This window comes from Thalassoglobus sp. JC818, assembly GCF_040717535.1.
In the GTDB taxonomy this organism is placed as follows: domain Bacteria; phylum Planctomycetota; class Planctomycetia; order Planctomycetales; family Planctomycetaceae; genus Thalassoglobus.
The window spans coordinates 70,001-89,848 of sequence record NZ_JBFEFI010000003.1 but is presented as its reverse complement, the minus strand read 5'-3'; the positions used below and the strand labels follow the sequence as shown (position 1 = coordinate 89,848).

The 19,848-nt window shown below is 53.4% G+C and carries 10 protein-coding genes (1 of these 10 running past the window's edge); 3 read left to right on the top strand and 7 right to left on the bottom strand.

Annotated features, from left to right (window positions below):
* The first annotated feature begins 125 nt into the window (after positions 1–125).
* A complete protein-coding gene (gene dnaE, locus AB1L42_RS08285; protein WP_367053236.1) occupies positions 126–3,695 on the top strand; it encodes a DNA polymerase III subunit alpha in 3,570 nt (1,189 codons plus the stop codon).
* 74 nt (positions 3,696–3,769) lie between these two features.
* On the opposite strand, the gene AB1L42_RS08280 is transcribed toward dnaE, so the two are convergent.
* From AB1L42_RS08280 to rny, 7 genes are all read right to left on the bottom strand, one after another.
* A complete protein-coding gene (locus tag AB1L42_RS08280; RefSeq protein WP_367053235.1) occupies positions 3,770–4,645 on the bottom strand; it encodes a transglutaminase family protein in 876 nt (291 codons plus the stop codon).
* Positions 4,642–7,167, bottom strand: a complete 2,526-nt coding sequence (locus AB1L42_RS08275) for a circularly permuted type 2 ATP-grasp protein (RefSeq protein WP_367053234.1) — start codon at positions 7,165–7,167, stop codon at positions 4,642–4,644. The genes AB1L42_RS08280 and AB1L42_RS08275 overlap by 4 nt, the downstream gene beginning before the upstream one ends.
* A gap of 62 nt (positions 7,168–7,229) precedes the next feature.
* Complete coding sequence (locus AB1L42_RS08270; RefSeq protein ID WP_367053233.1) at positions 7,230–10,583, bottom strand: transglutaminase family protein; 3,354 nt, start codon at positions 10,581–10,583, stop codon at positions 7,230–7,232.
* A gap of 50 nt (positions 10,584–10,633) precedes the next feature.
* On the bottom strand, positions 10,634–11,620 hold the full coding sequence (locus tag AB1L42_RS08265; protein WP_367053232.1) for an alpha-E domain-containing protein: 987 nt from the start codon (positions 11,618–11,620) through the stop codon (positions 10,634–10,636).
* 50 nt (positions 11,621–11,670) lie between these two features.
* On the bottom strand, positions 11,671–13,140 hold the full coding sequence (locus AB1L42_RS08260; RefSeq protein WP_367053231.1) for a circularly permuted type 2 ATP-grasp protein: 1,470 nt from the start codon (positions 13,138–13,140) through the stop codon (positions 11,671–11,673).
* Between the two features lie 458 nt (positions 13,141–13,598).
* Positions 13,599–14,117, bottom strand: a complete 519-nt coding sequence (locus AB1L42_RS08255; protein ID WP_367053230.1) for a DUF4339 domain-containing protein — start codon at positions 14,115–14,117, stop codon at positions 13,599–13,601.
* Positions 14,118–14,561: 444 nt separating this feature from the next.
* Positions 14,562–16,100 carry a ribonuclease Y gene (gene rny / locus AB1L42_RS08250; RefSeq protein WP_367053229.1) on the bottom strand — a complete coding sequence of 513 codons (1,539 nt, stop codon included), beginning with the start codon at positions 16,098–16,100 and terminating at the stop codon, positions 14,562–14,564.
* 867 nt (positions 16,101–16,967) lie between these two features.
* On the opposite strand from rny, the gene AB1L42_RS08245 reads away from it, so the two are divergent.
* Both AB1L42_RS08245 and AB1L42_RS08240 read left to right on the top strand, forming a co-directional pair.
* Complete coding sequence (locus AB1L42_RS08245; RefSeq protein ID WP_367053228.1) at positions 16,968–17,978, top strand: site-2 protease family protein; 1,011 nt, start codon at positions 16,968–16,970, stop codon at positions 17,976–17,978.
* 396 nt (positions 17,979–18,374) lie between these two features.
* Positions 18,375–19,848: the 5' portion of a proline--tRNA ligase gene (locus AB1L42_RS08240; RefSeq protein ID WP_367053227.1), read on the top strand. The gene runs 266 nt beyond the window's last position; only the first 1,474 of its 1,740 coding nucleotides appear in the window; it begins with the start codon at positions 18,375–18,377; its stop codon lies off the right edge, out of view.

The following is a 19,848-nucleotide window of genomic DNA, read 5'->3' as shown; positions in this document are numbered from 1 at the left end:
AGAGGACGGTCGCACGAGTCAACTGGATGTTGATACAATCCTTTTCACACATCTGCTGAGGAGTCTTCGGCGGACTTCTCGATCGCCTGCTTCGATCAAGTTTTCCAAACGGAATCGGTAAAACAATGAGTTCTCGTCCGTTCGCCCATCTTCACTGCCACACTCATTACTCGCTTCTTGATGGTGCAAACCGAATCCCGGATCTGGTCAACAAGGTCAAAGATCTCGGGATGAACTCGTGCGCGATCACCGATCACGGCAACCTTTACGGATCGCTTGAGTTCTACCAGACGTGCCGCAAGAACGACGTCAATCCGATCCTCGGATACGAAGCTTACATCGCTCCCGGTCATCGTACTGACCGAAGTGCGTCGCGTATGAAAGACGCGAGTTTTCACCTGACGCTTCTGGCGATGAATGCTCAGGGGTTCAAAAATCTCGTCAAAATGTCATCGCGAGCGTACCTTGAAGGGTTCTATTACAAGCCGCGTATCGACAAAGAACTGTTGGAAGAATTTAACGAGGGGATCATCTGTCTTTCCGGTTGCGCTTCCGGTGAATTGTCACGCCTCTTGCTCGCTGGCGAAAAGGAAAAAGCAGAGTCATTGACTCGCTGGTACACCGATCTCTTCGGTGATCGGTTTTACATGGAGATCCAGGATGGGGGTGTCGAGATTCAGACATCCTGCGCGGAAGCGACCACCGATCTTGCGAATCGAATGGGATTGCCTCTCGTCGCCACGAACGACGCGCACTACCTCTGCTCCGACGATGCAGACATGCACGATGTTCTCCTCTGCGTGAACACCAAATCGTATCGAAGCGATGAAAACCGAATGAAGATCGGAACAGACCAGCTCTTCATTCGATCTCCCGAACAAATGTACGAAGCCTTCTCCCGACAGGAGGATGCAGTCGCCCGTTCACAGGAAATCGCCGACCGTGTTGACATCGATCTCGATCTGACCACGCGTCACTTTCCAGTTTTCCATCCTCCGGAATCGAAGACGGACGTCCAGTACTTGCGTGAAGTCTGTGAGAAAGCTCTCGTCGATCGATACGGCGCAGACGCCGACCCGGTTTACAAAGAACGTCTCGATTTTGAACTCGGCGTGATCGAACGGATGGGCTACTCCAGCTACTTCCTTATCGTCTGGGACTTCGCTCAATTCGCGATCGACAACGGGATTCCTTGTACCGCTCGAGGTTCTGCGTGCGGGGCCATTGTGGCATACCTGCTCGGTCTCTCCGATGTTTGCCCCATCAAGTACGACTTGCTGTTCGAACGATTTCTTGACCCAAGCCGTTCAGAAGCACCGGATATCGACATCGATTTCTGCCGAGACAGACGAGAACTCGTCATCCAGTTCGTGAAGGATAAATACGGAAGCGAGAACGTCGCTCAGATTGGAACGTTCGGAACCCTCAAAGCCAAAGCTGCGATTCGCGACGTCGCGCGTGCTCTTTCCGTTCCGCTCAAACGAGCCGACGAAATCGCGAAGATGGTTCCCGACACGCTCAACATCAAGTTGAAAGATGCGCTCAAGGAGAGCGTCGAACTTCAACAGGCCTACGACACCGACTCACAGATCAAAGAACTCCTCGATTTCGCGATGGCGATGGAAGGCTTAGCGAAGTCTGCTGGAACGCACGCGGCCGGAGTGGTGATCGCGGATAAGCCGCTTGAGAACTACGTCCCGCTGCAGAAGATTTCCGGAAAGGATGACGTCCTGACGCAGTGGACGGATGTGGAAACTGCCGGGCTGTTGAAGATGGACTTCCTCGGGCTTCGAAACCTGTCCATCCTCGACAAGGCCGTCAAAAACGTCGCCAAGCATCGCGGAGTTCACATCGTTCCGAAAGATCTTCCGCTCGACGACAAACAGACGTTTGCCTTGCTGCAACGCGGTGAAACGAAAGGCATCTTCCAGCTGGAATCTGGAGGGATGCGAGACCTCCTCACCAAGATGAAGCCGGATAAATTCGCCGACATCATCGCGACATCCGCTTTGTATCGACCGGGTCCTCTCGAGGGGGGCATGGTCATGACGTATGTCAACGTCAAGCACGAGCGCGAACCGGTCCCGACCGTGCACCCGATCGTCGATGAAGTGCTGGCGGAAACGTACGGCGTGATGGTTTATCAGGAACAGGTGATGCGAATTCTTAACCGCCTCGGCGGAATTGAGCTCGCCAGTTCCTACAAGTGCATTAAAGCGATCTCCAAAAAGAAGCAGGAGATCATCGACAGCTTCCACGACCAGTTCATCGAAGGAGCCCAAACGCAGAACATGCCTGCGGAACAGGCTCAGGAAATTTGGAACCTGATCGAGAAGTTCGCGGGCTACGGATTTAACAAATCGCACTCAACCGCTTATGGAGCGATCGCCTATCAGACCGCCTACCTGAAAGCACACTATCCAGAAGAGTTCATGGCAGCTTTGCTGTCATGTGGAATGGAATCAAGCGAGCGAATTTCAGAGCACACCGACGACTGCCGTCGCATGGGAATCGAAATTCTTCCACCAGATGTCAACCGCAGCGACGTCGAATTCACAGTGATCGTCGACGACTCCACCGATCCTCCCACTCGCAAACTCGGGTTCGGATTGGGTGCCGTCAAAGGGGTCGGTGAAGCAGCCATGCACTCGATGGTCAATGAACGCAATGAGAACGGACCGTTCAAGAACATCTTCGATCTTTGCGAACGATGTGATCCCAAGGCGATGACGAAAGGTGTTCTCGAAACACTGATCAAGGCGGGAGCACTGGACGAATTCGGATTCAATCGGGAGCAGCACAATTTGGCGATCGATCGGGCAGTTCAGGCTGCGATCGCGAAACAGCGAGACCTCGCCAAAGGCCAAATGTCTCTCTTCGGTGGTGACTCATCCAAAGATGATGGCTCCATCGAAACAGATATCACGATGCCAGTCGCAGAAGACTGGACGCACGGCTACAAACTCGCCTGTGAAAAGGAAGTGCTGGGCTTTTATCTCACTTCTCATCCACTCACCGAATTTGCCGATCAGATCGCCACGTTCACACAGAACATGGTCAAGGATCTGCGTGATCTGGGAGACCAAAAGGAAGTCACGTTGGGTGGCATGATCTCTTCCATCAAGAAGGCTCAAACGAAAAACCCATCGCGAAACGGTCACAGCAAATATGTGAACTTCGACCTTGAAGACTCGACCGGCGTTGTGCGATGCATCCTCTGGCCGGACGATTTTGCTGCGATTGGCGAGAAAGTCGTTCAAGAACAAATCGTCGTCGTCAAAGGCCGCATCGACCTACGTGGCCGCGAACCGAATGTCATCGTCAACAAGCTCTACACACTCGATGAAGCAGAGAAGGAATTCACTCAGCAAATTGCCGTTCGGTTCCAACGCGGACTGCACACCGTAGACGACATGCAGCGAGTGAAAGACCTGCTCGGGCGATTCCCAGGCAAAACACCGGTCACGATTGTCGTCGAGACGAACGATCCTAAACAGAACGGCAACGGCAAACGAGAATCAAATGGTTTTGATTCTCAGGGGACAGCCACCGAAACAGCATCAGCAACGACTTCTCGAATCCGTGCGATTATCGCGACTCCGATTCAGGTGTCGGCTCGAGGAGACTTGAAGGAAGAGCTCCTCAGAACTTTGGGAGAAGGCGGATTCCGCTTCCAGTCGATTCCATCCAAGTAAGCTCATCGAGTCGATCAGAGCATCTGCAGATTTGGTGAGCACTCTCTCGTACGTGCAAGCAAGAGCAACTGGCTCTAGCCAAGTGGTTCCACATCGACGGAAACACTCAACGAGTGTGAACCGCCCCCGATGAAGACACCGCGTAGCGGCGGAACGTCGCTGTAATCTCGACCCCACGCGACGGTGATGTGATCGAGATCGGGACGCATGTTGTTTGTCGGATCGTAATCAATCCAACCCTGGCCTGGACCGCAGTACAAAGAAATCCAGGCATGGCTCGCGTCCGCACCAACCAAACGCGGTTTCCCGGGAGGCGGAATCGTTCGCAAGTATCCACTCACATAGCGAGTCGGCAGCTTCAGCGATCGCAGCAGGGCAATCTGCAGATGCGCGAAGTCCTGACAGACACCGCGGCGAATTCGAAAAACCTCCTCAACCGGTGTCGTGACCGTTGTCGCTCGGCCATCGAACTCGAAGTCTTCGAAGATTCGTTTCGTGAGATCAGCGCCCGCTTCCACAATTCCTCGTCCCGGATCAAACGAGACCGAAGCATACGCCTGAAATTCTTCCGAAAGCCGGATGCGAGGAGACTCGAACGCGAAGAGGTAATTTTCGAGCGACTCTTTCGTACGCGCTCGGCAAACTTCATCGCGAACAGTTTCCCACGGAACATCGTCTGCGTTGTTATTGATTCTCGGCTGAACCTCGATCTTGCTCGAAGCGTTGACCTTTAAGACTTCATAACCCTGATTGAACGAGAAAGACTCCACTTCATTTCCGAACGCGTCAAATCGCGTCGCCCGAATTGACGGAGCTGGAGAAATGTCCAGCGAAAACGTTTCGCATGTCTGATGAGCGAGGACTCTTGGCTTGAGCCAGGACTGGTTGTGACAAACGGAAACGGGTTCCTTTCCGGCGTAAGTCGTCGAATGCGTGATCGCATATTTCATGAAAGGACTCCGCCCTGATCGACAATTTGACGCAAGTCTCCAGAGTGCAACAAATACTTTCTTTCAAGGAGGCTCGCGAGATCACGCATCGCCTGATCGACGATATCGAGAACGCTCACGAGTCGAATCGGTTCCATCGCTCCCAGATCATCCGAGGTCAACATTTTCACCTGATGCACAGCGGACATGGCCAGTCGCGTTTCCTCTGTCCGCAGCGGATCGACCGTACTTCCCGGCAGTTCAGCGACATGCCCAGCGATTGATTCCAATTGAGATAGAATCGATCGCGGATTCGTCAGGTCAGTGATGCACAAGTCAAACACACCGTTCTGTTGAATGTCATCGAGATATCGTGCTCGATAAGTCATCTGAACGTCACAGACTTCAATGACCATTTTCAATGTTGCCGGGTCGTGGCGAGCATCAGAATCGAGAACACTCCGGGCAAACTGAGCTGTCGTGCGAGACCGTTCGATGCGCCGGCCGAGGTCGAGGAATCTCCAAGCTGGCCCTCGAATCATCCCGTTGTCGATCAACCCCATCGCTGAGGCTAACCCGAGGATCAAATCGTCAAGTTCATCAGCGAACTCAGCCAGATCGTTGGTCCCTGAAATTGCATCCTGGAAGTCGCTGGCAGTGCGATGCAGCTGTTGCCACGTTTCTGGAGAAATCCAGTCCCGAACCAGTGAGCAGAGCCGAAGCAATTCCGTGACACTCTGCCCCAGGCCGCGAGACTGACTGCTGTCGACAATGATTGCAGGCAGCGAATCGTGCAGCTTCGGAAGCGTTTCAACGAGCCCGTTGACAACAAATCCCGGCTCAATCGATCCGACATCCACGAGACTCCGCAGCAGCACAGAGGTTGCATCGTTGTCAGTATCGACGGAAATGTGAACTCGCGAAAGAAGAGCCCGACACAGACGAGACAACTGATCGGAACGGTCGAGGTTCTGCCCCAACCAGAAGAGATCATCAGCAACGCGACTCGGGAATTTCGCCGTCGTTCGATGCAACTGAACATTGCGGTGCTCACCAGCCAGCAACGTCATTGAGCGTTCTGGCGAAGACGTTTCCACCCACAGGTCTTTGCTCGTTTCTCCACCAGCGATGGACAATTCCATCGGTCCACTGGAGTCAGCCACTCGAACCAAACCGCCGGGCATCACGCTGTAAGAGTCTTCACTGGCGACTGCGAAGACACGCATCGCGACATGTCCGGAAGTCAACTTGGCTTCGCCGTTCAATGTTGGAGCAGCAGAACGGCGGATCAGTTCTTGTGCGACATATGAATTCGGCTGTGAGAGAATTCGTTTTCTCAGCTGGTTCTGCTCTTCAGCGCTCAGGCTCTCTCCAATCACTTCTTCCCCGCCACTGGCTCGGAAAGCTGGTTTGATCACCAGAGAACGCATGTTGTCCAGAACGTACTCTCGCGAACTGGCGTCACCACACCACCACGTTGCAATCGACGGAATCTTAAGAGTCGTCCCCAGATAAAACTGACAGAGCTTCGGAAGCACGGATTTGAAAACGGGTGACTCAATAATCCCGCTGCCCGGCATGTTGGCGAGTGCAACAGTTCCGGATCGAATTGCTTGCAACAACCCCGGAACCCCATGAGGTGCACCACCTCCACACTCGACGGGATCAATGTCTCCTTCGTCTCCACGAACGAGCAAGACATCGACATTGATCAGACCTGCCAGCGTCTTTAGAAAGACCTGATCTTCCCGAACCGCCAGATCGCTCCCTTGAACGAGATCAATTCCGAGATAGCGAGCCAAGTAGACATCTTCGAAGTAATACGGATGCGTAGGGCCGTTGCTGAGAATTGCGACGCGCGGGTGATCAATCTTCCGGGGACTCAATGCTTTCAGAGTCGCCTTCAATTTCACGAAGAACGGGGCCAGTTTGCGGATCTGAAACGAATTGCTGAGCTGAGGAAGAATACGCTTCGTGACAATTCGATTCTCGAGCGCGAACCCAGCCCCCGCCGGAGCGTTCGAGCGATCCGCCATGACCCAGAATTTTCCACTCTCCGATCTGGCTAATTCTGCAGAGTAGAGAACCAGCGAATTCTCGCGGATATGCAATCCCTTTGCTGGAAACATCAACGCGTTGTGTCCGTAGACGACCTCAGGCGGCAGAATGCCTGCCTGTACTGCTTCGAGATCTCCGTAGATATCGCGAATCAGAAGGTTCTGGAGTTTTGCCCGCTGCTCAATTCCTTCCTCAATGAATGCCCAGGTCTTCTCATCCAGAATCATTGGAATGAGGTCCAGCTTCCACGGTCGCTGGTTTCCGGAAGAGTCTGTGACCCCGCCGAACGTCACACCATTTTCATTGAGAAGATGTTCTGCCTGAGTCGTTCGACGCTGAAGCTCAGCGGCGCCGAGTTGATCCACTCGATCCCACAATTGCTTCCAATGCGGACGAGGAGCCTGTCGATCGAAGGCTTCGTCGAAAACGCCAGCAGCAGGGGAATAGGTACCTGACATCGATTTCTGGGGCAGCACAGAGGACATAAAACTCCAGAATGAGATTCGCCTCCAAATCGGATTCGAACCAGGTCAGGCAGTGTCGTTTTTTATTCGCTCAGCCGGAGGTCCAGCGTGTGCGGATACTCATTGTTGACGACTGCCGGACGGAAATCAATTCTGTTGCCGGTATGACCGAACTCGAAAAACCTGGAAGCTCGTCGACTCTCTGCTTCGAGTGAATTAACTGGGTAAACGCTCTGATTCAAACCGCCTGGATGTTCCACATGATATTGGCATCCTCCGATGGACCGTTTGTTCCAAGTGTCCACGATGTCAACGACCAGCGGAGTGTGAATCGGGATCGTCGGATGAAGGCAACTTGGAGGCTGCCACGCTCGATACCGCACGCCCGCAGCGAACTCTCCATTGCGGCCCGTCGGCGAGAGCGGCAGTGTTCGGGAATTGCAGGTCACTGAATAGCGATCCCAAAGCCCATTCACTTTCACTTGAAGACGTTCTACGGAAGAGTCGACGTAACGCGCCGTCCCGCCACCAGCTGGCTCTTCTCCCAGCACATACCAGGGTTCTAATGCCTGTCGCAGTTCGAGATGAACACCTTCTCGCTCGATTTCCCCAATCACAGGACATCGAAACGCGATGTGAGGTGTAAACCATTCCCGCTCCATCGGAATGTCAGCAGCACGCAAATCGGCGATCACTTCCGAGAAATCTTCTTCCAGCCAATGTGGAAGCATGAACTGGTCGTGAATCGCTGTCCCCCAGCGAATCAATCGACCGTTGTAGGGCTCTTCCCAGAACCGCGTCACCAGCGAGCGAACAAGCAACTGCTGTGCGAGACTCATCCTCGCATGCGGAGGCATTTCCAATGCCCTGAATTCGACAAGTCCCAGCCGTCCGGTGGCGGAATCGGGTGAGAACAATTTGTCGATACAAAATTCTGCCCGGTGTGTGTTTCCGGTCAAGTCGACAAGCAGATGTCGGAAAATCCTGTCAACCAGCCACGCTGGAATTTCCTGAGCGTTAAATGGCTCCGGCACTTGAGCGAATGCGATTTCCATTTCATAGATCGCATCCCGTCGACCTTCATCGACTCGCGGAGCCTGACTTGTCGGGCCAATAAATTGTCCGGAGAACAAGTACGAAAGCGAGGGATGATTGTTCCAGTAGCCAATCAGACTCTTGAGAACATCGGGACGCCTGAGGAATGGGCTGTCCTCCGGCGACTTCCCTCCAAGGACCACATGATTCCCCCCGCCAGTGCCGGTATGTTTTCCGTCGAGCTCGAACTTTTCTGTTCCCAGCCGAGACAACCGTGCCTCTTCATAAACTCCGAATGTCACAGACTTCAGCTCCTCCCAATCGCTCGATGGGGGAACATTCACTTCGATGACGCCGGGGTCGGGAGTCACTTTGAGAATTTCCAGACGCGGATCATGCGGAGGCAAATACCCTTCCAGCACAACCGGCATTCCGACAGCCAAAGCAGTATCTTCGACTATCGTGATGAGTTCCAGAAAGTCTTCGAGCCGAGCCACTGGCGGAAGAAAGACATGCAGCCGACCTTCGCGGGATTCCACACACATCGCTGTGCTGATGATCGAAGATGGCTCCAGAGATGGAGGAGCCTCTTCCTCGTAACCCGCGTTGATCTGCGCAATCTTCTCCATGCGTTCGAGAGTTTTTTGTTGACCAGTGATGTTCGAATCATGACTCTCCATGCGAGTCGCCTGAGCAGCTCTTCTCAACTCGAGATATCGCGGCAGCACCGGACGACCTTCGAACGGGTCGACCTGGTACAAGATTCTGTTCACGCCGCGAGGAAGTGAGTCGAGCGGTAAGCGGAGACCAATCGGAGAATCTCCCGGAATCAGAAACAACCGGTCCATCCGAAATGGCCAGGGTCCCGACGTCCAGGAGGCCTTCGCTTGCCACCATGCTTTTTTGAGTGGCAGAACATACCCGACGGGAGTCGTCACACCACGTTCAAGAATCTTCGCGAGGCGTCTGCGGTCTTCGGAAGCTTCCAGATCGAACTTACGCGGATCAACATCGATTGGAACTTTCTGCTCCATTTCGACAGTTTCCCACACATCCTCGTAAGCGGGACGAATCCATTTTTCATCGACCTTCAACCGTTCAGCGAACTCAACCAGAAAGACTCCCGCATCCTCGGGCTGAGTCTCTCCCTGCTCCCAGACATTGGCCAGCAACTCGGTCTCGGACCAGATTGGCTCGCCATCTTTCCTCCACATACAGGAGTATGCCCAGCGTGGAAGCGACTCACCCGGGTACCACTTTCCCTGACCAAAGTGAAGTAAGCCGCCCGGAGCAAATCGATCGCGCAGCCGATGAATCAGCTCGACCGATTTCTTCTGTTTCATTTTCCCGACGGCGGCAGTGTTCCACTCCGGGCTTTCCATATCGTCGATCGAAACGAAGGTCGGCTCTCCTCCCATCGTCAATCGAACGTCGTTGTCCTGCAATCGCTGATCAACGAGCTTGCCGACTTCATCGATGGCTTGCCACTGCTCTTCTGAATACGGTTTCGTGACGCGAGGATCTTCGTGAATCCGCGTGACCGTCATATCAAAGGCGAACTCGCATTCACTTTCGTCGACACCTCCGGAGATCGGGGCTGCCGATTGCGGTTCCGGAGTACATGCCAGCGGGATATGCCCCTCGCCAGCAAACAGTCCTGACGTGGGATCGAGACCAACCCAGCCTGCCCCCGGCAAGAAGACCTCCGTCCACGCATGCAGATCGGTGAAATCTGCGGCGGGTCCTTCGGGGCCTTCAAGCGGCTTTTCATCCGCCGTCAGCTGGATCAGATACCCCGAGACAAACCGGGCAGCGAGACCGAATTTGCGCAGCAGATGCACCAGCAACCAGGCGGAATCGCGACAACTTCCCGAACCCTTGGTCAATGTTTCAGCGGGAGTCTGAACACCCGGCTCCATTCTGATGAGATAGTCCACATCATGCTGAAGCTGTCCGTTCATCTTGACTAGAAAATCGACAGTTCGAAGTTTTTCGACTTCGAACTGCTTCGCAAAGTCCTCGAAAATCTTCTCCCTCGTCGGGGGATCAAGAAACGGCTGAAGCTGCTTGGCGAGTTCGGGGTCGTATCGGAACGGAAATTCTTCAGCGTATTCTTCGATGAAGAAATCGAACGGATTAACCACCGTCATTTCGGCAATGAGATCGACCTTCACCTCAAAGAGTCGAGTGACATTCGGAAAGACAAGCCGGGCTAGAAAGTTCCCATACGGGTCTTGTTGCCAGTTCAGGAAGTGCGGCTCAGGAAGGATTGACAGCGAATAGCTTCGAATCGGCGTTCGGCAATGCGGTGCCGGGCGCAATCGGACAATCTGTGGACCGAGCGTCACCGGGCGGTCGTATTCGTAGCGAGTTTTGTGGTGGAGCGCAACGCGAATCGGCATAGGTGTCTCTCAGCAGTCCGTATGTCTTTGAAATCCGAGACAGGTTCGTCCTACCTCTGCGACTGAAACTGTCCAGTCCAAGGCTCTTCAACGGGTCGAATCGCGAAGAAGGTGTCATGAATCGCCGCACTCGCTTCGTTTAATCGTACTTGCAGCGAGTCAATATATTCGTGGAGCCCGATCTCTCGGATGTTCTCCACCTGCCGATAATCCAATTCCGCTCTCAGTTGACCGAAGAGCCGTTCAGCGGAATTGCGATACGTCCCCATCAGCGTGCCCGAAATCGCGTGCAACGATACGTCCGCTTCTCGAACGCAATAGTTGATGGCTCTTGGAAATGTTCGGTCGAGAATCAGAAACCCGATAATTCGCTCGACGGTGATTCCGTGATAGCGACGTCGATAGCTTTGAAACCCACTCACAGACCGCAAGACATCCGCCCATTGCAGGTCATCGGTTGGCGTCCCGACATCGCTGACCGTGGGAAGTAGCGTGAAGTATTTCACGTCCAGCAAACGAGACGTTTTGTCAGCACGTTCAATCACTCGCCCGAGATTCGCGAAATGCCATCCCAGGTCATGTGACATCGTTGCATCCGCAATTCCGTTGAACAGATGGCTGCCTTCCTTCACCGAGCACAGGAAATCAGACGGCGAATCCATCGTTGCAAAAGTCGGTTCGGCATCCTTCACCCGATGGTAAAAAGCATTGAGCTGTTCCCACATCTCTGAAGAAATTGACTCGCGGACCGACCGGGCATTCTCACGAGCGAAACGCAGCGACGAAAGAATGGAGTTGGGGTACTCACGATCGAAGACGAGAAACTGCATCACCGTTTCGGCAGAAGCATGCTTGTAGTTTTTGTGAAAGTACTTCTCATCGCCGGTCGCCAACACCAGCGGTTCCCATTGCTGCTGAATTCCGATGGGCTGATCGAGTGTCATGTTGAGAGTGACATCGACAAATCGGGCGAGATTTTCAGCACGCTCGACGTATCGAGCCATCCAGTAAATTGCTTCTGCGACGCGGCTTAACATTCTGGACCTTTTGTTTTGTTGTTTGTTGATTCCCTGAGCTTCTAGAGGTCTTAATCGAGTCCAGTCAGTTCTTCGTCCGAGTCAGCAACGACCCACGTATCCTTACTTCCGCCCCCTTGCGAAGAGTTCACGACAAGCGATCCCTTGCGAAGCGCAACACGCGTCAACCCGCCTGGGAGCACTCGCACATCTTCCCCATAGAGAATGTACGGCCGCAAATCGACGTGCCGGCCTTCAAATACACCATCAATCAGCGTCGGAACCCGCGAGAGCGACAACACAGGCTGCGCGATGTAATTTCGCGGATTCTTCCGAATCAGTTCGTCAAACTTCTTGATCTCATCAGCGCTCGCACGTGTTCCGATCATCATCCCGTAGCCGCCCGATTCATTGGCAGGTTTGACAACCAGCTCGTTGAGATGGCTCAGAACATACTCGCGATGCTCGGGAACTTCGCAGACGTAAGTCTCCACATTCGGGAGGATGGCCTCTTCGCCGAGGTAGTACTTGATCATCTCCGGCACAAACGCATAGACGACCTTGTCGTCCGCAATGCCTGTTCCAGGAGCATTGGCGAGAGCAACACGTCCGTTGCGGTAAGCTTCCATCAAACCCGGAACTCCCAGCACCGAATCTTCGCGGAAGACTTTCGGATCGATGAAGTCATCATCAATCCGTCTGTAAATGACGTCCACTCGCTGAAATCCTTCGGTTGTCCGCATACAGACGAACCCGTCTTTGACGACCAGATCTCGGCCTTCAACTAGTTCCACACCCATCTGTTGAGCGAGGAAGGAGTGCTCGTAGTAAGCTGAGTTGTAAACCCCCGGAGTCAGCACCACGATCGTTGGTTCGTAGGTTTCTGGCGCCAGAGACTGCAGCGTTTGCAGCAGGCCGCTCGGGTAATCGATCACCGGACGAACGCGGCAAGCTTTGAAAATCCCCGGGAAGCTCCGCTTCATCAGCAAACGATTCTGAAGCACGTACGAAACGCCTGAAGGACAGCGAAGGTTGTCTTCCAACACATAGATCTGACCATCCGCATGTCGAATCAGATCCGTCCCGGTGATATGAACCCAGACTCCCCGAGGCGGATTTAGCCCGCGACACTGCTCTCGAAACGAACTGGCATTTTCAATGAGGGCTCGCGGAATGATGCCGTCGTTCAGAATCTCTTGATCATGATAGATGTCATCAATGAACAGATTGAGCGCGCGAATACGTTGCTTCAATCCCTGCTCAACGGTTCGCCACTCCTGCGAGCCAACGATTCTCGGCACAATGTCGAATGGCCAGATTTTTTCGGTGCCCCGATCATCTCCGTAGACTGCGAAGGTAATCCCCATTCGCATCATTGCTTGATCAATGGCCTCCTGCCGACGCAACAGTTCGCCCGGAGGCAATCCGTTGATTGAATCGACGAGCAATTGAGCTTCCGGACGCGGCTGCCCCTGACTGTCGAAGACTTCATCGTAAAACGACTCGGCATCATAGGCACTAAAGTCAACGCTCTTAGCCATATCCTGACTCACCCTTCAAATGCATCGACACTTGGGACGACGCTCATTATCTGCTGCGGAAGCAACATGCACAACGCCTATTTTCTAAGCACATCTCAGTCTCTTCCGATCAATTCTTCTGAGTTTTCTCAGAACACATCAACAATGCGATCGACGTGCCAAATCTCTACCGAGAGCCAAAAAGGAAAAGAGACCGTCTGATCACAGGCGTCAGCAAGACTTCTGAAGAAGATCATCGGACGAAGAAGAAGCAGCCCATTGCGAATATTTGCCGAATTGTTTGCACAGGAATTCCACTCCACACCTAGAGTGAATCGTGCAAGACCGTTCACAACCACCAAGGAGCATTCGCGAAGCTCGTACGAATGACTAAGCAGAACACGACTTCAAATTGGCCGACTCATTCACATGAGCGAAGAGAGCCTGACGGATCGAGCAGAGAATGAGCACTCAATGCATCAAGAGAGGCGGTCGAATGCTGAATCGACCACTCGAGATTGACCTTCGAAGTTCTTGTTCTTGAAGGGATCGTGCGTCTGCACGGTCCATGCAGCGTAAACGGCAGCTGCTGCTAAAACGACAATCGGCCCCCAGACCATCGCATTTTCGAGGAAGGTCCTTTGATCTTGCGACGCTTCCTCTGCTTCACTTTCGTCCATACTCTCTTGAGTTCGACGAATGATCTCCATTCGCTCAGCTCGTTTGCGCTCAGATTTCGAACTCGTTGAAGCAGGGGCGGGCTTTTGAACTGGCTTCTTGGGCGCCATGACAGCGACCCGTTCTTCGGTCGCCTGATGATTTCTCGCAGTGCGAATTAACCCGACGACCGAATTCGCAGGCTGCCATTCCTCGACGTCAGATCGACGAACGTCCCCGTCTTCGGGTAGCTGATGATCATGGATCAAGAACGCGACGTCCTTGAACTTCATCGGTCCCCGCACACCACCAGATACTCGGACATACCATTGCGTTGCCATGACAACCAAGCCCCAGAATCACATCCTGATTCGTTGCTCGGACCAGCGAATCCAAGACAACTCAACTCAACAAAAGATTGATGCTCGACTTCCAAACATCCAAAGCAAAGACTCCCGCTGCTCTTGCTATTCCATTTCGACGTGTACTCTACCTACGCGATGTTAACTTTGCGTGAATTACTGGAAATTCTGCGCAGTTTCAAAAACATCCACGCATGACAATATCATCACGCGTCATCGAAAACGCCAAGAGAGTGGCGACACCACAACCGACGATGGCACAGATCTCGAAGTCGCCTGCGCGTGTCGGCGACAAAACAGAGTGGAGTTCTCAAACCCCAGCGGTTTACCTGAACAGAAACAGCATTGATCCCCTGGAACAGGCCATTCCTCAAGGAAAGAATGGCCACACAGAAGGAGTCAATGCTGCAAACCCAACCGGGATTAACGCGCCATTCCAATCGAGCGAATTTCCCGCATCACGACGACCTTCACTTCTCCGGGGTAAGTCATGTTCTCTTCGATCGTACTAGCAATGTCTCGCGACATTTTCGCAGCTTCGCGATCGTTAATCCGCTTGGGATCGACAATCACTCGAACTTCTCGCCCCGCCTGAACAGCGTAAACCTCGTTCACTCCGGGGAAACCACAAGCAATCGCTTCCAACTCTTCGAGCCGCTTGATGTATTTCTCGAGAGTTTCTCGACGCGATCCCGGTCGTGAGGCAGAACAGGCATCCGCAGCGGCCGTTAAGACTGTGTAGATGTATTCCGGACGAATATCGTCATGGTGACCAGCAGCTGCATGGACAACTTCTTCACCTTCGCCATAACGCTTCAGCAATTCGGCACCAATCGCCGGATGACCACCTTCCATTTCGTGGTCGGCAGCTTTTCCGATGTCGTGACAGAATCCACAGCGACGGGCAATTTCGACATCCAGACCGAGCTGCTCCGCCATCATTCCGGTCAAATAAGCGACTTCAATCGAGTGCTGTAGCACATTCTGACTGTAGCTCACTCGAAAATGTAGCCGCCCCATCAGCGCCAGCAATTTCGGATGCAGATTCGGAACCCCTGCTTCTTCCGCTGCGCGGGTTCCGAGATCCATGATCCGCTCATCCATCTCGCTTTTCGTTTCCGAGACGATTTCTTCGATTCGAGCGGGATGAATTCGGCCATCCTGAATCAGCTTGAGAAGGGCATTCTTCGCGATTTCGCGGCGAACGGTATCAAACGCCGAGACGACCACGACGCCGGGCGTATCATCGACGATGACATCGACGCCAGTCTCTTTCTCAAACGCTCGGATATTTCGTCCTTCACGTCCGATGATTCGGCCTTTGATTTCATCGCTGGGAATATCGATCGTCGAAACGGTCGTTTCCGATGTGTGATCGGACGCGTAGCGCTGGACAGCCATTCCGATGATCTCGCGAGCGAGTTTTTCGGAATCCTGCTTGAGCTGCTGTTGATGCTTGAGAATTAAGCTTCCAGTTTCACTTTTCAGCTGTTTATCGAGTCTACTCAAAAGTCGCTGCGTCGCATCTTCCTTCGAAAGACCGCTGATTGTGTAGAGCTTTTCCTGCTCTTCCTCGACAATCTTCTCGAGTTCTTGCTCACGCTTTTCAATGAACTTCGAACGCTCCGTGAGTCGATTCTGCATTTGCTCGAGCATGCGTTCGCGTTTCTTCACGCTCTCGGTCTGGTCGTCGAGACGCGTTTCGCGTTTGTCGATTTCCCGCTCTTGCTGACGCAGCTTGTCACGAACTTTATCGAGTTCGGTCTCGATTTCCTGACGCCGTCTGAGGAGCTCTTCTTTCGCGGCGAGCTCACTCTCTTTTCGAAGATTCTCTGCCTCGCGTTCGGCATCTTTAATGAGATCTTCGCGTGTTCGATACGCACTCCCCATCCGCATTCGATCGAAGAAGAAGCCGATGACAGCACCGAGCACAAGCCCGATCCCTATCTCGAAAATTGGCACGACATGATCCTTTTAGAATCGCACCCCGGAGTCGCTACTCACCGTTGAAACTGGATCAATTCGCGGAATTTCCACTCAGTGCCGTCTTGAATGACGAAAGAACAGACATGGGCGACCGGACATCGAGAGACTTCTGACGTTTCCTGCCGTAGCTGGTGCGAACCTCACAGACCGACCGCAACTTTGGCCGAATTGCGGGATGCCCCACCATTCAGAGATTGCGATTGAAAGTCGGTCGATTCCATCCACTTGACGACACGGACAGCTGTCCTGAGTTGTCATCTGACGACAGCTTTCCGTGGTTTTCAGCGCTCTGCAAATGGAATGCAGCAACACCACCAGAAAGCATAACAATGTAAACACCGAAGACTCGCCCAGCATGATGACACCAAAACGGTTCAATCGATTACGAGTTGAGCGGTGACACAGCACTCGCTCTTACGATCCCTGTCGAATAAAAAAGTTGTGAAGAAGCACACAAAATAAAATGTGACACGAACCGGATGACTCAAAACGGTTTGAAATGATCGTGGTTTCCGTGAGGTTCCAGCCAAACTGAACTGGCAAGAAAACCCGGAATGCATTGGACTTTGTTGATTTGACTTTTCATTCAGGCACATCGTCACAATGACGACCCACCTGAGCGAAATGTTATCAGATTGAGAAGAGTCTGCAATCTCACCCCTCGCTGTGGCAACCTCCATCGCATCAATCAGGATCGATGGCCTGAAATCATCCCGACGACTGGCAAACTCACCCCGACCAATTCTGCAACCTGATGAATTGCGAATTGCCCGAGGACTCACGGAGTGGTACCATTCTTTCGGAATTTTTCTGCAATTCCTCACCGACCGAGACCCGCTTCAGATGGATATTCGTCAATCACCGCTGATTTTGAGCATCCCGCTCGGACGATGGTTTGGCGTTGATGTCCGAATGAGCGTCTGGTTCGTCGGACTGGTCCTGATTTTCTGCCTCCGACTCGGAGGAGCCCTTGGGCTGGCCGTTTCTGCGATCCTGTTTCTCAGCATCCTCGCACACGAGTTTGCCCACGTATTCGGAGCCCGGGCAACAGGCGGCGAAGGCAACGAAATCCTCATGTGGCCGCTGGGTGGACTCGCATTCGTCTCACCGGCCCCGTCGTTCTACTCAGAATTCTGGACGACTCTGGCCGGCCCATTGAGCAACGCGGCGATTTGCCTCATTTGCGCCCCCGCAGTCGCCTCAAGTGGAATGCTGATGCAGTCACTCCACCCCATCATGCTTCCAAATGTTGACTTATCCCTCAGCACGCCAGCCATCTTCTTGAATTCGATCTTCGTGCTGGCCTTTTCCATCAACTTTAAGCTTCTGATCCTCAACCTTCTCCCGATTTACCCCCTCGATGGAGGTCAAATCGCATTCTACATCGCAAAACTCCATTGGGAGCGGGGAGTTGCGCGACTTGGCACTCTCTATCTCGGAGCTGTCATCACGATCATTCTGGCTCTCGCCGGGATGCTGACGAAGTCGACCGACCTTGTCTTCATCGGATTCCTGCTCATGGTTTTCGTCCTGCAGGCACATATGACAACAGTCTTCGCCCAGCGATTCGGCGAAGTCGGGCTGGGTTACGGACTCGAAGACGAAGGCGAGAGCTATCTGAATTACCTCGATGAAGATGAAGACCCGACGCCACGTCCGGGACCGCTTCAGCGATGGAAAGCTCACCGCCGAGAAAAACGACTCGAACGCGAAGCCCAGCAGCAGGCCGAAACGTCGCAGCGCGTCGATGCTTTACTGGAGAAGATCAACCTCTCGGGCTTCAACTCGCTCACAGATGCTGAAAAGAAGTTTCTACAGCAAGCAAGCTCGAAATACCGATCTCCCAGCGAGTAAATCCGGGCCAGCGATACCCTTTGATTCGAACCCGCCCCATTTTGTCGACGATTCCGCTCTTAAATCGCTTCTCGCAAACTAAACCGGCAGCGACGATCGACTCCACGCAACTTTCAAAGGGCATTCTCGGTTCCAGACTCGACAGGCTTTGAAGGAATCGAGAACATGCCAACGGTGATCAAGAGCCGGAAACATCGCTCAATGCGAGCATTTCCACAACTTCACAGACCGTCTCAAACACTAGTCTGAGGAACGTCTTCCGGCGAAACGATCGTCCACGCGCGAGAGCAAGTTCGGCCCCTGCCGTCTCAGGCGAGTTCACAAACACAACGAAACGTCCCAAAACCATTCTGTAACACAGTCTGACGAAAACGACTGACAATTGAGGATAGACGAGTGCGCTGGTCACAAACACTAATCCCAACCATGAAAGAGATTCCGGCGGACGCCGAGATCCCCAGCCATCAGCTCATGCTTCGCGCTGGCCTCATTCGCCAACTCATGGCCGGTGCCTACACGTATCTTCCGCTCGGAACACGTGCGATTCGAAAAGCCGCGGAAATCGTCCGTGAAGAAATGGACCGCACCGGAGCGGTGGAACTCTCCATGCCAGCCCTCCAGCCGATTGAACTTTTCGAGCGAACCGGACGACGAGACGCTTTCGGAAACGTACTCATCAACTTCCCGATCCGCCGGCGTGACCACAATGTCCACCTGGCACTCGGACCAACCCACGAAGAAGTCGTGACCGACTTAATGTCGCGACTCATCAGCAGCTACCGACAACTTCCAATCACCGTTTATCAGATCCAAACGAAATTCCGAAATGAAGAGCGGCCGAGATTCGGAGTTCTCCGCACCAGCGAATTTCTGATGAAGGACGCCTACAGCTTCGCGACAACAGTCGAACAGCTGAACGAGTCCTATCAGAAGATGTACGATGCATATTGCCGTATTTACGCTCGCTGCGGACTCGAGTTCATCCCCGTCGAAGCAGAAAGCGGCCCGATCGGGGGAGATGCTTCTCACGAATTCATGATTCCCGCCGAAAACGGAGAAGATCGAATCGTTCGCTGCACGTCTTGCGGATACGCAGCCAACCTCGAAAGAGCCGACACCGGGCGCCAACCTCAAAAACCCACTCCCGACGAAAACAAGCCAGCACCACAAACTGTCGACACGCCCGGGCTGGGAAGCATCGAAGCGGTCGCCAGCTTCTTAAAGATTCAACCCAGCGAGATGATCAAAACACTGATCTACGTTGCTGATGAAAAACCGGTCGCTGTCCTGCTTCGCGGGGACCACGAGGCCAACGACGGAAAAATCCGCAGAGCCTTGGGGGCCAAATCACTTGAAATGGCCGACAACGCAACGATCGAGAAGTCGACAAACGCTCCCGTCGGATTCGCCGGACCGGTCGACATCAAAATCACAACTCTCGTCGATCACGATGTCGCTTTGATGCCCGTCGCTGTCGTCGGGGCCAATGCTGCCGACAAGCACACCACTGGAGTGATTCCCGGACGAGACTTCTCGTTCGACACGAGCTTTGACCTTCGCAACGCAGAGGCTGACGACCCCTGCCCGAAATGTGAATCCCACCTTGAGTTCGTCCATGGAATCGAAGTTGGTCACGTCTTCAAACTGGGAACCAAATACAGCGAGTCGCTCGACGCCGAATTCCTCGACGAAAAAGAACAGCGACATCCTTTGATCATGGGATGCTATGGGATCGGCGTGAATCGCATCGTCGCTGGCCTGGCAGAAACCTGCCATGATGAAAACGGACTCATCTGGCCCGTTTCCATCGCCCCTTATGAAGTCGAACTCATTCCTCTCAATGTATCTGACCCCGAAGTCATGAAACACG

What these genes read in the sequence shown, in the direction of transcription:
- dnaE (WP_367053236.1), top strand. Translation starts at nt 126, where the DNA reads ATGAGTTCTCGTCCGTTCGCCCATCTTCACTGCCACACTCATTACTCG.
- AB1L42_RS08280 (WP_367053235.1), bottom strand. Translation starts at nt 4,645, where the DNA reads ATGAAATATGCGATCACGCATTCGACGACTTACGCCGGAAAGGAACCC.
- AB1L42_RS08275 (WP_367053234.1), bottom strand. Translation starts at nt 7,167, where the DNA reads ATGTCCTCTGTGCTGCCCCAGAAATCGATGTCAGGTACCTATTCCCCT.
- AB1L42_RS08270 (WP_367053233.1), bottom strand. Translation starts at nt 10,583, where the DNA reads ATGCCGATTCGCGTTGCGCTCCACCACAAAACTCGCTACGAATACGAC.
- AB1L42_RS08265 (WP_367053232.1), bottom strand. Translation starts at nt 11,620, where the DNA reads ATGTTAAGCCGCGTCGCAGAAGCAATTTACTGGATGGCTCGATACGTC.
- AB1L42_RS08260 (WP_367053231.1), bottom strand. Translation starts at nt 13,140, where the DNA reads ATGGCTAAGAGCGTTGACTTTAGTGCCTATGATGCCGAGTCGTTTTAC.
- AB1L42_RS08255 (WP_367053230.1), bottom strand. Translation starts at nt 14,117, where the DNA reads ATGGCAACGCAATGGTATGTCCGAGTATCTGGTGGTGTGCGGGGACCG.
- AB1L42_RS08245 (WP_367053228.1), top strand. Translation starts at nt 16,968, where the DNA reads ATGGATATTCGTCAATCACCGCTGATTTTGAGCATCCCGCTCGGACGA.